20 protein-coding genes are annotated in these 16,465 nt (G+C 35.8%); 13 read left to right on the top strand and 7 right to left on the bottom strand.

The genetic code is table 11. From position 1 onward, the window contains the following. Positions 1-40: 40 nt before the first annotated feature. Positions 41-631 carry a peptide deformylase gene (gene def, locus KXJ69_RS09565; protein ID WP_219052864.1) on the bottom strand — a complete coding sequence of 197 codons (591 nt, stop codon included), beginning with the start codon at positions 629-631 and terminating at the stop codon, positions 41-43. Further along, positions 628-1,041 (bottom strand): Holliday junction resolvase RuvX, encoded by a 414-nt coding sequence (ruvX, locus tag KXJ69_RS09570; RefSeq protein WP_219052865.1) that lies wholly within the window; start codon positions 1,039-1,041, stop codon positions 628-630. The genes def and ruvX overlap by 4 nt, the downstream gene beginning before the upstream one ends. 93 nt (positions 1,042-1,134) lie before the next feature. Here ruvX and KXJ69_RS09575 point away from each other — a divergent pair, with 93 nt between their 5' ends. Then, positions 1,135-1,950: a 2,3,4,5-tetrahydropyridine-2,6-dicarboxylate N-succinyltransferase gene (locus tag KXJ69_RS09575; protein ID WP_219052866.1), complete on the top strand. Its 816-nt coding sequence runs from the start codon at positions 1,135-1,137 to the stop codon at positions 1,948-1,950. 7 nt (positions 1,951-1,957) lie between these two features. Here KXJ69_RS09575 and KXJ69_RS09580 read toward each other — a convergent pair whose 3' ends face one another. After that, positions 1,958-2,542, bottom strand: a complete 585-nt coding sequence (locus tag KXJ69_RS09580; RefSeq protein ID WP_219052867.1) for a YdeI/OmpD-associated family protein — start codon at positions 2,540-2,542, stop codon at positions 1,958-1,960. A gap of 3 nt (positions 2,543-2,545) precedes the next feature. Further along, positions 2,546-3,310, bottom strand: coding sequence for a lipopolysaccharide kinase InaA family protein (locus KXJ69_RS09585; RefSeq protein ID WP_219052868.1), 765 nt, complete (start codon positions 3,308-3,310; stop codon positions 2,546-2,548). Between the two features lie 73 nt (positions 3,311-3,383). On the opposite strand from KXJ69_RS09585, the gene KXJ69_RS09590 reads away from it, so the two are divergent. Together KXJ69_RS09590 and KXJ69_RS09595 are read left to right on the top strand one after the other, a co-directional pair. Then, positions 3,384-4,448 (top strand): glycosyltransferase family 9 protein, encoded by a 1,065-nt coding sequence (locus KXJ69_RS09590; RefSeq protein WP_219052869.1) that lies wholly within the window; start codon positions 3,384-3,386, stop codon positions 4,446-4,448. 3 nt (positions 4,449-4,451) lie between these two features. Next, positions 4,452-5,027: a class I SAM-dependent methyltransferase gene (locus tag KXJ69_RS09595; protein WP_219052870.1), complete on the top strand. Its 576-nt coding sequence runs from the start codon at positions 4,452-4,454 to the stop codon at positions 5,025-5,027. Here the strand turns inward: KXJ69_RS09595 and KXJ69_RS09600 are convergent. Further along, positions 5,012-5,848: a glycosyltransferase family 2 protein gene (locus tag KXJ69_RS09600; protein WP_219052871.1), complete on the bottom strand. Its 837-nt coding sequence runs from the start codon at positions 5,846-5,848 to the stop codon at positions 5,012-5,014. The two genes, KXJ69_RS09595 and KXJ69_RS09600, sit on opposite strands and share 16 nt — an antisense overlap. Positions 5,849-5,918: 70 nt before the next feature. Here KXJ69_RS09600 and KXJ69_RS09605 point away from each other — a divergent pair, with 70 nt between their 5' ends. Then, on the top strand, positions 5,919-6,656 hold the full coding sequence (locus KXJ69_RS09605; protein ID WP_219052872.1) for a glycosyltransferase family 2 protein: 738 nt from the start codon (positions 5,919-5,921) through the stop codon (positions 6,654-6,656). Between the two features lie 90 nt (positions 6,657-6,746). Here the strand turns inward: KXJ69_RS09605 and KXJ69_RS09610 are convergent, their stop codons facing one another. Continuing rightward, positions 6,747-7,430, bottom strand: a complete 684-nt coding sequence (locus KXJ69_RS09610; protein ID WP_219052873.1) for a polysaccharide deacetylase family protein — start codon at positions 7,428-7,430, stop codon at positions 6,747-6,749. Positions 7,431-7,552: 122 nt separating this feature from the next. Between KXJ69_RS09610 and KXJ69_RS09615 the strand changes: the two genes are divergently transcribed. Next, complete coding sequence (locus tag KXJ69_RS09615) at positions 7,553-8,314, top strand: glycosyltransferase family 2 protein (protein WP_219052874.1); 762 nt, start codon at positions 7,553-7,555, stop codon at positions 8,312-8,314. A 2-nt stretch (positions 8,315-8,316) separates the two neighbouring features. Next, positions 8,317-9,444, top strand: a complete 1,128-nt coding sequence (locus KXJ69_RS09620) for a CDP-glycerol glycerophosphotransferase family protein (protein WP_219052875.1) — start codon at positions 8,317-8,319, stop codon at positions 9,442-9,444. On the opposite strand, the gene KXJ69_RS09625 is transcribed toward KXJ69_RS09620, so the two are convergent. Next, positions 9,441-10,226, bottom strand: coding sequence for a glycosyltransferase family 2 protein (locus KXJ69_RS09625; RefSeq protein ID WP_219052876.1), 786 nt, complete (start codon positions 10,224-10,226; stop codon positions 9,441-9,443). The genes KXJ69_RS09620 and KXJ69_RS09625 overlap by 4 nt on opposite strands. A 169-nt stretch (positions 10,227-10,395) precedes the next feature. Here KXJ69_RS09625 and KXJ69_RS09630 point away from each other — a divergent pair, with 169 nt between their 5' ends. From KXJ69_RS09630 to KXJ69_RS09660, 7 genes are read left to right on the top strand one after another with little or no spacing between them, the layout of a single operon-like run. Beyond that, complete coding sequence (locus KXJ69_RS09630) at positions 10,396-11,328, top strand: glycosyltransferase family 2 protein (protein ID WP_219052877.1); 933 nt, start codon at positions 10,396-10,398, stop codon at positions 11,326-11,328. Between the two features lie 3 nt (positions 11,329-11,331). Beyond that, entirely contained in the window at positions 11,332-11,892 is a 561-nt protein-coding gene (locus KXJ69_RS09635; protein ID WP_219052878.1) for an L-threonylcarbamoyladenylate synthase, read from the top strand. 9 nt (positions 11,893-11,901) lie between these two features. Next, entirely contained in the window at positions 11,902-13,326 is a 1,425-nt protein-coding gene (locus tag KXJ69_RS09640) for a CCA tRNA nucleotidyltransferase (protein WP_219052879.1), read from the top strand. A gap of 1 nt (position 13,327) precedes the next feature. After that, complete coding sequence (locus KXJ69_RS09645; protein WP_219052880.1) at positions 13,328-14,341, top strand: COX15/CtaA family protein; 1,014 nt, start codon at positions 13,328-13,330, stop codon at positions 14,339-14,341. A 40-nt stretch (positions 14,342-14,381) separates the two neighbouring features. Next, the gene (locus KXJ69_RS09650; RefSeq protein ID WP_219052881.1) at positions 14,382-14,891 is read left to right on the top strand and encodes an IS1096 element passenger TnpR family protein; all 510 of its coding nucleotides are present in this window, start codon (positions 14,382-14,384) and stop codon (positions 14,889-14,891) included. A gap of 23 nt (positions 14,892-14,914) precedes the next feature. After that, positions 14,915-15,973 (top strand): nucleoid-associated protein, encoded by a 1,059-nt coding sequence (locus tag KXJ69_RS09655; RefSeq protein ID WP_219052882.1) that lies wholly within the window; start codon positions 14,915-14,917, stop codon positions 15,971-15,973. A gap of 57 nt (positions 15,974-16,030) precedes the next feature. After that, positions 16,031-16,408, top strand: a complete 378-nt coding sequence (locus KXJ69_RS09660) for a hypothetical protein (RefSeq protein ID WP_219052883.1) — start codon at positions 16,031-16,033, stop codon at positions 16,406-16,408. The last annotated feature ends 57 nt before the right edge of the window (positions 16,409-16,465 follow it).

Genomic DNA, 16,465 nt, shown 5'->3' on the forward strand with positions numbered 1-16,465 from the left:
CGGGCAAATATCTTGGGTTACAATGGATTTTCCAAATGGATTAACGTTTCTTTTTTGCCAAAGGAAACTTCATTCTATAATCTACTTTTACCTTCCCTTTCGAAATATTTGCCAATTTACTTTTAAGTAAACGCTTTTTGAGCGCAGAAAGTTTGTCGGTAAACAAAATTCCTTCAATGTGATCGTATTCGTGTTGCACAATCCGTGCGGCTATTCCATTAATAGTTTCGGTTTTCTTTTTAAAGTTTTCATCCATATATTCAATCGTAATGGTGTCTTTTCTAAAAACATCTTCACGCACATCGGGAATGCTTAAACAGCCTTCGTTAAAGACCCATTCATCACCTATTTCTTCAACCATTTTGGCATTGATAAAAACACGCTTAAAATCCTTTAAAAAAGCTCTTTCCTCTTCGGTTAAATCTTCATCATCTTCAAATGGTGAAGCATCCACTATAAAAAGTCGGATGGGCAACCCAATTTGAGGCGCTGCTAATCCGATACCTGAGGAAGCATACATGGTTTCAAACATATCTTCAATTAAGGCATCCAACTTAGGATAGTCCTTGTCTATTTCTTTTCCTATGACTCTTAAAACGGGATCTCCGTAGGCAATTATGGGGTATATCATGATTTTGAACTCAAATAATCTTGTAAAATAATAGTCGCACTAATTTCATCTATTAATGCTTTGTTTTGACGTTGTTTTTTTTTCAATCCGCTGTCAATCATCGTTTGAAATGCCATTTTACTGGTAAAACGTTCGTCTCTTCTTAGTATGGGAAGTTGGGGAAATGTTTCAGAAAATTTCCCTAAAAACTTCTGAATATCCTCTTCTACTCTGGAATGGGTGCCATCCTTTTGTTTGGGTTCACCCACCAAAACCAATTCCACTTTTTCCTTTTCAAAATAGTCTTTCAAAAAAGAAATGAGCGTTTTTGTTTCCACAGTAGTCAATCCCGAAGAAATGATTTGTAACTCGTCTGTCACGGCAATTCCCGTGCGTTTCGTTCCATAATCCAATGCCATTATTCTTGCCATACTGGGTGCAAAAATAGGGCTTTAAGAAATAGTAACCCAAAAACTATTTGGAATAAAACACGTACGTTATCTTTGCACAAACTGAAAATGACTATGACACAGCTTCAACAACTTATTGAAAATGCTTGGGAAGATCGCTCCCTTCTTCAAAATCCTGAAACGATTGCCGCCATTAGAGAAGTGGTACGACTTTGTGATGAAGGCGAACTTCGTTGTGCAGAACCTACAGCAAATGGATGGCAAGTAAACGAATGGGTGAAAAAAGGCGTAGTATTGTATTTCCCCATCCAAAAAATGGAAACCAGTGAAGTGGGCATTTTTGAGTATCACGATAAAATTCCGTTGAAGCGTGGTTACGAAGCGAAAGGAATTCGTGTGGTACCGCATGCCGTGGCACGATTTGGCGCGTATATTTCCAAAGGAGTGATTATGATGCCAAGTTATGTAAATATTGGTGCGTATGTAGATGAAGGAACCATGGTAGATACTTGGGCAACCGTAGGGAGCTGCGCTCAGATTGGTAAAAATGTACACTTAAGTGGTGGTGTAGGCATTGGAGGTGTATTAGAACCCCTACAAGCAGCACCAGTAATTATTGAAGATAATGCGTTTATTGGTTCGCGTTGTATTGTAGTGGAAGGCGTACGAGTGGAAAAAGAAGCCGTTTTAGGAGCCAATGTAGTGTTGACTGCTTCTACCAAAATTATTGATGTAACGGGTGATACACCCATTGAAAGAAAAGGAGTTGTACCAGCGCGTTCTGTGGTAATTCCTGGAAGTTATACCAAAAAATTCCCTGCCGGGGAATTTAGTGTGCCCTGTGCTTTAATTATTGGAAAACGTAAAGAAACGACCGATAAAAAAACATCCTTAAACGATGCGCTTAGGGAATATGATGTGGCGGTTTAGGCAAAGGTCATTTATCATTAAACCCCTTCCCATCAAAAATCTTTGGGGTGTTTTTTTCAATTCTGGAGATGCGTGTAGCCGATTGTTTTGCTTGCGAAAAATACAATAAATAACCACGTTGTCGTCCTGGAGTCAAGGCTTCAAAAGCCATTTTAAAACTTGGATCTTCTTTAAATTTTAATAGTAATTCTTCGGGATACTCATATTCTGATGTCTTTTTCATCGGAACTTCCAGCCCAACCTTTTCTACTTCAATGGCTTCAAAAATATAGGCCTTAATGGTTGCTTCTAATTCTAGAATTTCCTTTGCACTTGTAAAACGCAGTTGCCGTGCGGCTTGTACATTTTTAGTTTGTTGCACCAATATATTTTCAGAGTCTTTTAAAAGTGCTCCTTTGTGAAAAAGCAATGCACAATACGCTTTAAATCCGTGGATTAATACAACATTTTTCTCCTTGTAAGTATAACAGGGATGCATCCATTTAAAATCTTCGGTTAATCCACAATCGAGGCAAATGTTTCGCAACAAGGTCATTTCTTCCTTCCATTTTTTGGCTCTGTCTAAAAATCGATCTACCACCTTTGGATTCATAGCCTACATATTAAATATTCGTTTTTTTCGTTTTCTCATTTTCTTGGAATTCACTTTCCGCTGAAACTTACGGCTATAGAACGTCATCAATGTATAGGTTTCGGCTTCTGTTGTTCCATAAAGCTTCGCATAGATGGGCGCCATGATGTTAATCATCGTTTTGGAAAGCCATAATCTACGGAAGTTTTTCATGCGTTGGTGAAAATTCATCTTTTCAAATCGAATACGGTTTAAGTCAATCAAATAAAATTCATAGTCTCCTTTATCCTTTTCAATAATCAACGTGTTCCCTGGGGAATGATCCATAAAGTTGATGTTTCGCTCGTGCAATTGAAACGTAAATGTGGCCATTTGTTCCAAAATTTCTTTTCGATTGGGCCATTTCGGGTTGTGATTTAATACCCGAAAATCGAAATCGTATTCCAAGTGTTGAGAGATGTAAAAACTTTCTTTGAGTCCGAATACAAATCGCTCGTAATACGCCACAGGAAAGGGAGTGTGAATCCCTAAATGAATCAATTTTTCAGCATATTCAAAAGAGCGTCGTGCTTTACTTTTCCGAAGGAATTGATATACCAAGCTCTGAAAAATGTTAGGCGTTTTAAACTTTTTCGCATTGACAAAAGCACCTTCAACTTTATACTTTTTTATGCTATTTCGTTCTCCTTTTACAACATATTCCCCCTTCGCGTCAAAGTCCTTTAACCATTGTAACAAAGCATCACTATCGGCAATAAAATTGGTATGTACTACAAAGGTTTCCTTCATAATTTATTTTCCACAAGAGTGGAAATCATTTTAATAACTTCAAAAAAAGAGATACTTTGCGAAGGTAAAGGATATGATTAAAATTCTTGTTATACAGAACAAAAGAATTGGGGACGTGCTTATCGCTTCGGTGTTGGCAAATAACCTAAAAAAGCATTTCGGCGAGTGCCATATCACGTATTTTGTTTACGATTATACGGCGGGAGTGATTGAAAACAATCCCAATATCGATCAAATCATTCGTGCCAACGACAAGCAGTTAAAAAAACTTCCTGTATTGATGAAAACTATTCGGGAGGTGAAAAAAGCACACTACGATATTATTATTGATCCCTATTCAAAATTCCAAAGCCGAATGATGACCTATTTGTCTAAAGCACCAAAAAGAGTAGGCTTCAAACGGAAAGGCAAAAATTTAAAGCTGAAATATTATACCCACGAAATTGAATTTTTGGATAAGACATCCCTTCCCTGCGGAAAAGCCTTGGAGGACCGAATGAACCTGCTTGAAAAAGCCTTTGGGATGGAACATCCAGATCCCAAGTATAAAATCTTTTTAACTGAAGCAGAACAACAATACAATACACTTGAAGGCCTAAAGCGACCCGTCATTATGCTGGGTGTTTTGGGAAGTACGCCCAATAAGTCCCTTCCGTATGAATACACAGCGAAAATTATAGACACTTTAGCGCAAAGGTATCAAGCCACCTTTCTTTTTAACTATGCACCCCACCAAAAAGAAGATGCTCAAAAAATCTACGAATTGTGTGAGCAGAAAGCCCAAATAAATATGGGAATCTACGAGGATTCTATTCGGGGATTTATTAAATTAATGAACCAATGTGATATGCTTATTTCTAACGAAGGCGGAAGCGTACACATTGCCAAGGCACTCGACAAACCTACGTTTACCATTTATTCGCCATACATCACCAAAAGCCATTGGAATAGTTTTGAAGACGGAAAAATGCACGATTCTATTCACTTATTTGAAGATGATCCAGAGTATTACGATAGTCTTACCCGTGAACAGAAAAAGGAAATTGAAAAAAATCCTGAAACGCTCTATCGTAAATTAACGCCAGATATCATCCTTCAAAAATTAGAGCCGTACCTTACCAATCATTTTAAAAACTAAACCATGAACCTCATCGATAGATTAAAGCATTGGAAACGCAAGTTTAAATTTAATAGGCAATACCGAAGAGGAAAATGGGCAAAATTAGGAAGTGATCACGAATCGGTGCGATACCAGCAAATCAATGCTTTTATTAATGAGTTTCAGCCAAAATCAATTTTGGATTTAGGATGCGGCGACGGAATTTTAAACCGAAGAATGACCTACGACGAATATGACTATTTTTTAGGGGTAGATTATGCCAAAGAGTCTATAAAAATGGCTAAAGCGCAAGATTTTCCCAACGCTGAATTTAAAACCAAAGATTTATTAGACTTTACCCCTCCGCAAGATTTTGATACCATTATTATAAATGAAGCCTTTTATTACATTCACGACTCCAAAAAAAATAAAGTGATTTCAACCATCATCAATCACTTAAAAAAGGACGGAAAACTTATTGTTTCTATTTTTAGAGAAGGAAAGGGGTGTTGGGAGTACTTTAAGGACCATCCTAACCTAAAAGAAACTAATTTTAAAATAGTGAATAGCAAAGCCGGAACTACCTTTTGGAAGGTAGGAGTTTATGAGTTAGCCTGAGGCTTTTTCTCAATTCCATGTTCAGTCCAAACTTTCTTTTGGTCCTTCACTTCTTTTCGAATGGCAAGGTTTTTCTCTAGCGATTCTTTTGTTTTATAGCCGCGTGCATGATCTAAATGAAGCACAATCGCTTTATGCCGAATCTGTTTCGACTTAATCCCGAAGTTTTCCAAACGTTCCCCCAATTCACGGTCGGGACCTCCATATTGCATACGTTCGTCGTAGCCGTTAATGGCAATTAAATCTTCTTTCCACGCCGAAGAATTGCAATTATTAAAACTGGCATTGGTGGGTGTCAATAAATCTAAAATAGAAGCCAAAGCAGGTCCACTATTCAATTTTAAGGCTTGCGTACCCTTTAACTTATCCTGCTTCTTTAGCCAAGAAACATCAAAACAACGTTCGTTGCGAATATCATCTTCGTCAATGACTTCACTGGTTTTCATGGGCAATTTGCAATATCCACCCGAAAGGAAATAGCCTTCTTCGGCATATTTTGCGTGTACCTCCACAAAATCTTTCCGCGGAATGCAATCGCCATCGGTAAACAAAATATACGGCATCGCCGCTTCGGTAATGGCAATATTTAAAATACGCTGTCTGCGATAGCCTTCATCTTCATGCCAAATATGGCGTAACGGCACGGGATAGTCTTTTTTGAAAGAATCAATCAACTCTTTCGTAGACGCTCGCGAACCATCATCGGCTACAATCACCTCGTAGTGGTTGTAGGTTTGGTATTTATACCCTTCCAACACCTTCTGAAGCCAAGCTTCGCTGTTGTACGTGCTTACAATGACTGAAATTCCTAAACTATCCAAAGTATCTGTTTAATTATTTAGCAAATTTACGCCTCTTTTTTGGTTTAAGAAAACACAGTACATTTGTGGTATGCCAACACTCTCGGTTATTATGCCCACCTACAACGAAGAAGCCTATGTGGAGGCTGCCCTTCGGTCGGTACAATTTGCCGACGAAATTATTGTGGTAGATTCGTTTAGCACCGATAGTACCGTTGCAATTGCTGAAAAATTTACGACTAAAACCCTGCAAAGGGAGTTTGATAATTTTTCGAATCAGAAGAATTTTGCTTTGGACCATGCTACAGGAGATTGGGTTCTATTCCTTGATGCCGATGAACAGATTACCTATCCGTTACAAATAGAAATTTTAGAAGCCATTACAAGTGGGAAACACTCAGGATATAAACTCAATTTTCTGCATTTTTTTATGAATCGGTTTCTATACCACCACAGCAGTAAGGTGTTGCGATTGGTAAAACGAGAAGGAACCAAATATACTGGATTGGTTCATGAAAAACTACACGTAAACGGTAGCATTGGTAAGCTGAAAAATCCTGTCCTTCACTTTACCTATAAAGGCTTGGAATATTATATCGAAAAGCGGGAAAGTTATGCGTGGTTTCAAGCAGAGCAACTTCAGAAAAAGGGGAGGAAAGCTACTTTGTTCTTACTATTTACTAAGCCTACCTTTCGGTTTTTTAGCAGCTATTTTTTAAAAGGTGGATTTAAAGATGGGATTCCTGGATTAACCATTTCGGCAGTGAATGCCTACGGAGTTTTTTCTAGGTATGTAAAGTTATTGTTGTTGCAAAGAGGAATGAAATGACTTGTCACACCAAACTTGATTTGGTGTCCATTAAAATAGATTCCGTGTCGTAGCACGGAAAGACAAAAGAAGGATCAAAGCCAAAATCTTTTAAAACAACTTCCCAAACTTCAACTTCCGTTGAAATTTTTTTAATGAATACTCCCCTTTTACATCAATCCTGTTAATCTCAAAAGGGTTTTTAAAGGGAAAATGATTGACTCGATTCCCAATTCGCAAACCGTAGGTGAATTGTTGCTCTTTTAAATGATTAAAAAACTGCTCTTTTTCAGGGTTTTTACGAGGGAATTTCCCATAAGGATACGCCAAAGTAGACGTGAGTGACAATTCATTTTTAGAATCGGTTTCAAATGCTTTTCTCGTGTCTTCCGCTATTTCGGAAAGTGACAATTCATTATATTTTTGGTGGGCATAGGAATGATAGCCCAATTCGATATTATCTGGATTCAAACTTTTTAATTGTTCGGCTGTCATTAGCGGATACGAAGGTGTATTCCAAGCATCGGTTTGTCCTAAATATTTCAGTGGAATAAAAAAGGTCGCTTTTAAATGGTACTTTTCAAGCAAAGGAACGGCATATTCTAACTGACTTACATACCCATCATCAAAGGTAATTACCACAGATTTTTTAGAAGGGAGTTTTTTCAGATCCATCAATTCGGAAAGATGATAGCTTCGGTATCCTTTTTCAGAAAGGTACTGAAATTGCGCTTCCAACTTCGACGCAGAAATAGTCAATCCTTCACTTTCTGAAGCACAGATTTTGTGGTACATTAAAATAGGAAGCTTTGCCACTTTGAGTATTAAAAGGATTTTTTATAAAGCTAGATTCTAAAAATTTTTAATCCTCGCCTTGCGAGTAAAATTAGTACTTTTGCTGAAACAAACAGCCATTCTTGGAACAACTACCCAAAATTACGGCACTTGCCATTACACTGAATGAAGCAGAAGTCCTCCCCGATTTTCTGAAAAGCCTCGATTTTGTTGATGAAATTATTATTGTCGATTCCTTTAGTAGTGATGATACGGTAACAATTGCCGAACAATTTGAAAAGGTAAAAGTGTTTGAAAGAACCTTTGATAATTTTAGTGCTCAAAAGAATTTTGCCATTTCCAAAGCATCCCATGACTGGGTTTTGTTTTTTGATCCAGATGAAGAAATCACGCTTGAGGTAAAATCTGAAATTTTAGAAACACTTAAAAACCCAAAAGCAGATGCCTATTACATTCGCAGGCAGTTGTATTTTATGGGGAAAAAAATAAAATACAGCGGATTCCAAACAGATTGGGTGATACGATTATTCAAAAAAGAATGTGGAAAATACGATGGTAATTTGGTACACGAAACGCTTCAGGTTATGGGTGCCACGTCCAAATTAAAAACCCGCGTTCCGCATCATACCTACAAGAGTTTTGATGATTATACTGGGAAATTGCATCGCTATAGCCAATTGCAGGCTCAGATGCTATATGAAAAGAAAAAGAAGCCCAACTTATCCCATTTTTTGTTTCGTCCCTTTTACCGTTTTTGGCACCAATACTTACTTCGGTTAGGAATCTTAGACGGAAAAGAAGGATTTATACTAGCCTATATCAACGCATTTTCCGTGTTTAAACGCTATGTGAATTTGTGGTTGTTATATCGAAAAATTAGTTAAAAATGACATCAAAAAGAATTGGTTTTTTTCATATGGATGAAATTCATCATATCAATCACTTTATAAGTGTGGCTGTTGAATTATCTAGAACCAATGAAGTTTCTATTCTTACTTACCCTGGGGAACACAAATATTTATACCATTCTCTTTCAAAATTTAAAGACCATAAGATTAGAGTTGTACAAAAACACACACATTGGTTTCGTGCATTTACCGACAAACTAAAAAATAGAGATCTTCCTCGAAAAGGTTTCTGGATGACCACCAACCAAAAATATTTGCTCAATAATTTTGATGCTGTAGTTTTCACCGATTATTTTCACCATAAACTATTAAAAGCAAGAGGAGGAAAAATCTCTCCTAAATTTTTAAAATTTCCACATGGAGCACCCGGTAGGGATTATAGTTACAATAAAGACCAGTTGGATTTTGATTTTCAATTACTTTTTGGTCCTTTTCATTACCAACAATTTAAAGAAAAGCAATTGTTAGGTCCCCATCCTGTAATTATTGGTTACCCAAAAATAGACGCAGTTAATCTATCTCAAAAAAAACACTTTTTTAAAAATAATAAGCCAGTTGTGCTGTACAATCCACATTTTTCTCCTCCGTATTCCTCCTGGCATAAAATGGGGTTGGATATTTTAGAGTATTTCTATAACCAAAAAGAATATAATCTCATTTTTGCTCCTCACATAAATTTATTTAAAAATAAAGGTGGCGAGGATGCTGCTCAAATTTCTAAAAAATATTTTGAAGCAGATCATATCTTTATAGATTTAGGAAGCGAAGAAAGCGTAGAAATGACCTATTTAAACGCAGCTTCCATTTTTTTGGGAGAAGTTTCTAGCCAAGTGTATGAATTTATTTTAAAACCTAGACCTTGTATATTTATTAATACACAAAAGGTTATTTATAAAAACAATTCTAATTATAGGTTCTGGAAATTAGGAGAAGTGATTGAAGAAGTTTACGAATTGAATAACGCTTTAAAAAATGCTTTTTCCAATTTTGAAAACTACAAGGAAATCCAGAAAAAAATAACCGATGAAAACTTTTATCAAGCCCCTAACAGTACTGCTTCACAAAGAGCAGCAATAGCCATTAACAAGTACTTAGAAAAAAATTAAAGGTATTTGTTAATTCCATCTTCACACCAATTCAGTTTTTTGTCAATGGCTTCTTTTTGTATTTCATCATTTTTATTAAAATTATGCTTTGAGGCGGTTTTATGCCATATATGATATACAATTCCACCAAATTTTAATCTTTTCCCTTTAACTCCATTATTGAGCATTCTTACAATCAATTCAGAATCTTCTCTACCCCAACCTGTCATGGCTTCATTGTAGCCATTCACTGCTAAAAAGTCTTTTTTCCAAAACGAAAGATTACATCCCCTAAGCTTGTGCGAAAGTTCACTTTTTGGGGTATGTCTAATTGCTAAAAATGGTATTCTTAAAGTGCGACCACGTTTTTTAATGCCTTTGGAAAAAAAATGAAAATGTATCTTTTCATTTCCGAAAAGTACATTTAAATAAGGTTCTAAAATACTAACCCTACTTCCAAACAGATAACAATTTTCTTGTGCATTATTTATATGATCTTTAATGAAGTCTTTGTGTAATATACAATCACCATCGGTTTGTATTATATAATCTCCAGTCGCTTTTGCAATAGCTTTATTTAAAATAGAAGAGCGACGAAAACCATCATCTTTGTGCCAAACGTGTACTATGGGAACAGTGGTTTTTTGAGTGTATAAATCTATTAGCTCCTTTGTTTTTGGCTTAGAACCATCATCTGCAATTAAAAACTCATCAGGTTTTATAGTTTGGTTTTCAACACTTTTAAAAACAAGTTTTAGTGCTTCAGGCCAATTATATGTAGAAACCAATAATGAAGTTTTCATTTTCATAAAAAACAAGTTCAAATATAACCTTTTTAAGAAGTACTTTTCAATGATCTAATTATTTTACAAATCCCATTAAAATAGATATCTTGCTAATCATAAAATCTATACTACAAATAAATTGTTTAAGGCATGGTTGAAACGTAAACAATTAATATAATATATTTCTATGATTGATATTTCGGTTATCTTAATAAATTACAACTCAGAAAACTATACCATTAATTGTTTAAAATCTCTTTTTTCACATACTTCAAAAAAGATTAATTGTGAGTTTATTATTGTTGACAACGCATCTAAGAAATATAGTTATTTTAAAGTAAAGGAATTTGTAGATTCTATTATCCATAACCATAATATAAAATTAGTAAGAAGTAATATTAATACAGGATTTGGTGGTGGTAACATGATTGGAGTGCAACATGCCTCTGGAAAATATTTCGCCTTTATAAATAATGACACCTATCTTGAAAATGATTGTTTAATGATTTTAAAATTGTTTATGGATAGTCACCCTAATGTAGGTGTATGTGGTCCCCAAGCATTTTCAGAAGGTAAAACAAAAATAAAACCTACTATTGACCATTTTGCTTCAGTGTCAAGAGAAATACTTGGAAGAAAATTTCTTGAAAAAATAAACCCTTCAAAGTATCCAAAGCGGAAAATATTATACAACTCACCACAAAAAGGGCAATATGTTGCAGGTAGCTTTATGTTTTTTAGATCTAATGATTTCAATGCAGTAGGTGGATTTGATACAAATATTTTTTTATTTCATGAAGAAACAGACATCTGTAAAAGATTATTAAATATTAATAAATTAGCATATCTAGTACCAGAAGGTATTTTTATTCATTATCATGGAGCAAGCACCCCTAAATCAGTAAAATATAAAATCGAACTCAAAATCTCTTTGCTCTATGTTGTAAGGAAACACTATGGGTTAATTTCATTCTACGTACTATTGACTTTTCTTCAAATTAAATATTTTTTTAGTAGCATAGTTAAGCCAAAATATAGAAAATTGTTTTATATATTACTTTTACAAGCTCCATTAAGCAAATCGCTTAAACAACAACAAAAAATAGAATCCATTTTTTAAAAAATGAGAGAAGAAATTGAAAATGCATTAGCGGTTTTAAAACGAGGTGGTGTAATCCTTTACCCAACCGATACGGTTTGGGGAATAGGCTGTGATGCTACCAATGCTGAAGCTATAGATAAAGTGTATAAAATTAAAAAACGGGCCGAAAGCAAAGCTCTTATTTGTTTGGTATCCGATTTTAAAATGCTCAATCAATATGTGCAAGAAGTTCCCGAAGTGGCCTACGATATTTTAAAATATGCTGTAAAACCTACGACGGTAATTTATGATGACCCCATACGGGTGGCCGAAAACCTCATTGCCGAAGACAATTCTTTGGGTATTCGTGTGGTACAAGACGATTTTTGCAAAACTTTGATTCGAAAATTAAAGCGTCCGTTGGTTTCTACCTCGGCCAATTTTAGCGGCGAAAAAACACCTGCAACTTTTAAAGAAATAAGTCCGCTTATTTTGGAAGGCGTGGACTATGTCGTAAATTTGTATCGAAATAGCAAACCCGCAAAACCATCGAGTATTATTAAGTTAAAAAACAATGGAGCGGTTACGATAATTAGAGAATAAGACCTTAAAATGCAGCAGCCGCAGTTTTTTAAAAACGCACTTCAAGACCCTATTTTTAAAGTAGTTTCCCAAGCAGCTTCCAATCTGCATTTGGAGACCTATGTGATTGGTGGATTTGTTAGGGATTATATTTTGAAACGTGGTGATGCAAAAGACCTCGATTTTGTAGCGGTAGGCAGCGGCATTGATTTGGCAAAAGAGGTTTCCAATTTACTCCCTGGCAAGCCTAAAGTTTCGGTATTTAAAAACTACGGAACTGCCATGCTAAAAACTGCTGATTTAGAATTGGAATTCGTAGGTGCTCGTAAAGAATCCTACGAAGAAAATAGCCGAAACCCTGCGGTGGAAAATGGCACCTTGGAAGACGATCAAAACCGAAGAGATTTTACAATTAATGCCCTGGCAATTAGTGTCAATGAAGATACCTTCGGAAAATTAATTGACCCCTTTAATGGATTAAAAGACATTGAAGAAAAAAGAATTAGAACACCATTAGACCCAGATATTACCTATAGTGATGATCCACTACGCATGCTTCGTGCCATTCGTTTTGCTACGCAATTGAATTTTAAAATTGACAAAACATCCCTTGATTCTATTTCTATAAATGCGGAAAGAATTAATATCATTTCCAAAGAACGCATTGTGGATGAAATCAACAAAATTTTAATGGCCGACACTCCTTCTATTGGGTTTACATTATTACATAAAACTGGGTTATTACCCTATATTTTTCCGGAGTTGGTCGCTTTGCAAGGCATTGAAGAAAAAGAAGGGCAATTGCATAAAGACAACTTTTGGCATACGCTTGAGGTAGTTGATAATATTTCCCAAACAACCAATGACTTGTGGTTACGCTGGGCAGCATTATTGCACGATATTGGCAAAGCACCTACCAAACGATTTGATAAAAAGAACGGATGGACCTTTCACGGACATGAATTTGTAGGTTCAAAAATGGTGTATAAACTTTTCAAAAGGCTAAAAATGCCATTGAACGAAAAAATGAAGTTTGTTCAGAAAATGGTATTAATGAGCTCCCGCCCTATTGTACTTGCTACCGACGTAACCGATAGCGCTGTGCGAAGGCTCATTTTTGATGCTGGCGAGTATGTAGATGATTTAATGACGCTTTGCGAAGCAGACATTACTACCAAAAACCCGAAACGCTTCAAAAAGTATCATAACAATTTTAAATTGGTTAGGGATAAAATGGTGGAAGTTGAAGAGCGAGATCATGTGCGAAATTTTCAACCCCCTGTTTCGGGAGAAGAAATCATGGAAACATTCAATTTAAAACCTTCCCGAGAAATTGGTATTATTAAAGATGCTATAAAGGAAGCTATTTTGGAAGGAGAAATTCCCAATGAGTATGAAGCTGCCAAAGTGTTTATGTTTAAAAAAGCCGAGGAAATTGGTTTGAAGAAAGCGTAATATGAAAGATAATAAAAAGGTAATTTACTGGCTGCTTACTGGGTGTTTCTTAATTTTTATCATGGTAGTTGTTGGTGGAATTACACGCCTAACCCACTCTGGACTTTCTATTTCCAATTACCAACTAATTTCTGGAACCATTCCGCCTTTGAACGAAGTGGAGTGGAACGAAGCTTTTGATTTATATAAACAATATCCTGAATACCAGAAAATAAATCACCAAATGACCCTCGAGGAGTTTAAAGACATTTATTTCTGGGAATGGATTCATAGGGTAATTGGGCGTGCCATTGGGGTTGTTTTTATCATTCCATTTGTATATTTTTTACTTAAAAAGCAACTCTCGAAACCAACCATTAAAAAGTCGCTTATTCTACTCTTCTTAGGTGGTTTTCAAGGGTTTTTAGGTTGGTATATGGTAAAAAGTGGTTTGGTCGATCGCCCCGATGTAAGTCATTATCGATTAGCAATGCATCTTACTACCGCATTTATCACTTTTGCATATACATTATGGGTGGCGTTAGACCTCATCTATCCAACTAAAAAAGTGATTAATACATCTTTTAGAAATCTAATAAGATGGGGAATGGCTATTTTACTCATTCAAATTATTTGGGGTGCGTTTGTGGCTGGACTCGACGCGGGTTGGATTCACAATCACTGGCCTTTCATGAGTGAGGGAAAATTGATGCACGAAACCGTATATATTGAGCAAAGCCCTGTTTGGAAAAACTTTGTAGAAGGTAAAAGTGGGGTTCAGTTTGTGCATCGTTACTTAGCGTATGTGGTTGTAGGTATGATTCTATTTATAGCTTGGAAAAGTCATAAAATGACACTCACTCCGCTACAGAAAAAAGGAATTAATGGTTTGGTAGGACTTGTATTGCTTCAATTTATTCTGGGAGTTTTTACGCTATTATTTCAAGTTCCTGTATGGTTAGGTATTTTGCATCAAGTGGTTGCATTTTTCTTGTTAGCAGCGATGACATTTACCTTGCATCGCTTCAGTAAATAAGCATTAATAATACTATCTTTGCAATCCAAATTTTTTCAAAATGGTTTACCGATTTAGAGTTATTTTAGACACCCAAGAAGATGTGTTTCGTGATATAGAAATGGATGATACCGCATCGTTAGAAGACTTTCACAATGCCATCACCCAAGCATTTGGATTTGGCGGACAAGAGATGGCTTCTTTTTATATGAGCAACGAGCTTTGGGAGCAAGGTGATGAATACCCTTTGTTCGATATGAGTGATGAAGGCGGATTGCCCGTAATGAGTGAATCCTTTATTGAAGATATTTTAAATGAAGAGCAAACCCGAATGATTTACGTCTATGATTTTCTAAATATGTGGACCTTTTTAGTGGAACTTGCCGAAATTGCCGAACCCGAAGAAGGAAAAACCTATCCTAATTTACTTTTTGCTCACGGACAAATTCCAGAAGAAGCTCCCGATAAAGAATTTATAGGTGAATCCCTTGAGGGAGATGACCTCGATGAGGATTATGACTTAGATCCTGAGGATTACGACAACCTCGATTTTGATGAAAACTGGAATTAAAATAATTTACCCCAAAGACATTTATGATTAATTTATATAATACTCACATTTCTTCATTATCCATCCACAGAGTGGGGAACAAAAGTCGAAATGAATCTTTATTTCTTTCTGCCGACCCCTATAAAATGGATGACGAAATTACCCCTCTGCTAAAAGAGTTTTTCCTGAAACCTTTTCGTGATAAGGAAGAAAATTATTTTCAGTTTTCTCATGATACCGATTTAGAATTTCATGAACTCTTCAATTTGGTGACCGAAATATTTGAAGCTCCAGAACAGGTTCATGAGCTTAGTAAAAAAATTACAAGACATTTATTCGATCAATCTACACACCCACATATTAAGAGTGGTGAGGTATATGTGGCGTATTTAGAAAACCTTCAAATTGACAACGAAAAGGTAGATGCCGTGGGGATTTTTAAATCTGAATTAAAACAAGATTTCCTTCAGTTTTCAGAAAAAGAAAATCAGTTGGACGCCATTCTTCAGCAAGGCATTAATTTGAATCGATTGGATAAAGGAGCCCTCATTTTCAACCATAAAAAAGAAGATGGATATAAAATACTATCTGTCGATAGTAATCGCTACGATGCGCGCTATTGGTTAGAAAGCTTTTTGGGTGTAGATGCGTTTCACGATGAAAACTTTCAGACAAAAAAATATTTAAAATTCTGCCAAGATTTTGCCAGAGACGTGGTTTTCCCTGCTGAAGACAAAAAAGAGGAAGTGATGTTTATGAATCGTGCCGTAAATCATTTTGCCAAAAACGATTTGTTTGAAGAAACTGCGTTTATGAACGAGGTTATCGATAACCCAGACCTTATTCCAGAATTTCGTCATTACAAATCTGAAAAAGCACCCAAGTACAGTATTGAAGACTTAACCACCTTCCCAATTGCTAATACGGCGGTGACGGCTGCGCGTAAAAAAATAAAGAACACCATTAATTTGGATACAAACATTCAAATTAAAATGGATTTCATTAATCCCGAAAGTGCCGAAAAATTTGTCGAAAAAGGTTGGGATGAGGAGAAGCAGATGTATTATTATTTAGTATATTTCAACAAAGAACATAAATCGTAAGTCTTTTCTAAATAAGACTTTAGGAACGATTTTTGATGCTTTTAAAATAAAAAAGTTGTGAGAAATCTACTCTTAAAATCCTTGTTAGTTATTACACTCATTTTTAGTGTAAGCTGCTCAAACGATGACGAAGTAAGAACCACTACCCTTATTTTTACACCTACGGCTAGTATTTCAAATTCTGAAACTTTGACCTATAATTTAGGTGCATTTGGAGATAAAAACTTAACCTCCATCCTAACCCAAGCCAACAATGCTGAAGTAAGCGAACTTCGAGTAAACGAAACCACAGGCGAAGTGTATTATTTCTATCAGCCGCAAGCAGGGTTTATTGGTCACGATTTTGTTCGTCTCATTACCGAAACAGGCCCACTTGGTAGTCCAGAAAGTACCATAGCGATGCAAGCCAATATCGATATTGAGGTGTCATATTAATTTTTAGAATTGTAACATATTTGGGTTAGATTCGTCATACTTTAAACTAATCAACAA

The sequence above is a fragment of the Halomarinibacterium sedimenti genome, assembly GCF_019312585.1.
GTDB lineage: Bacteria > Bacteroidota > Bacteroidia > Flavobacteriales > Flavobacteriaceae > Halomarinibacterium > Halomarinibacterium sedimenti.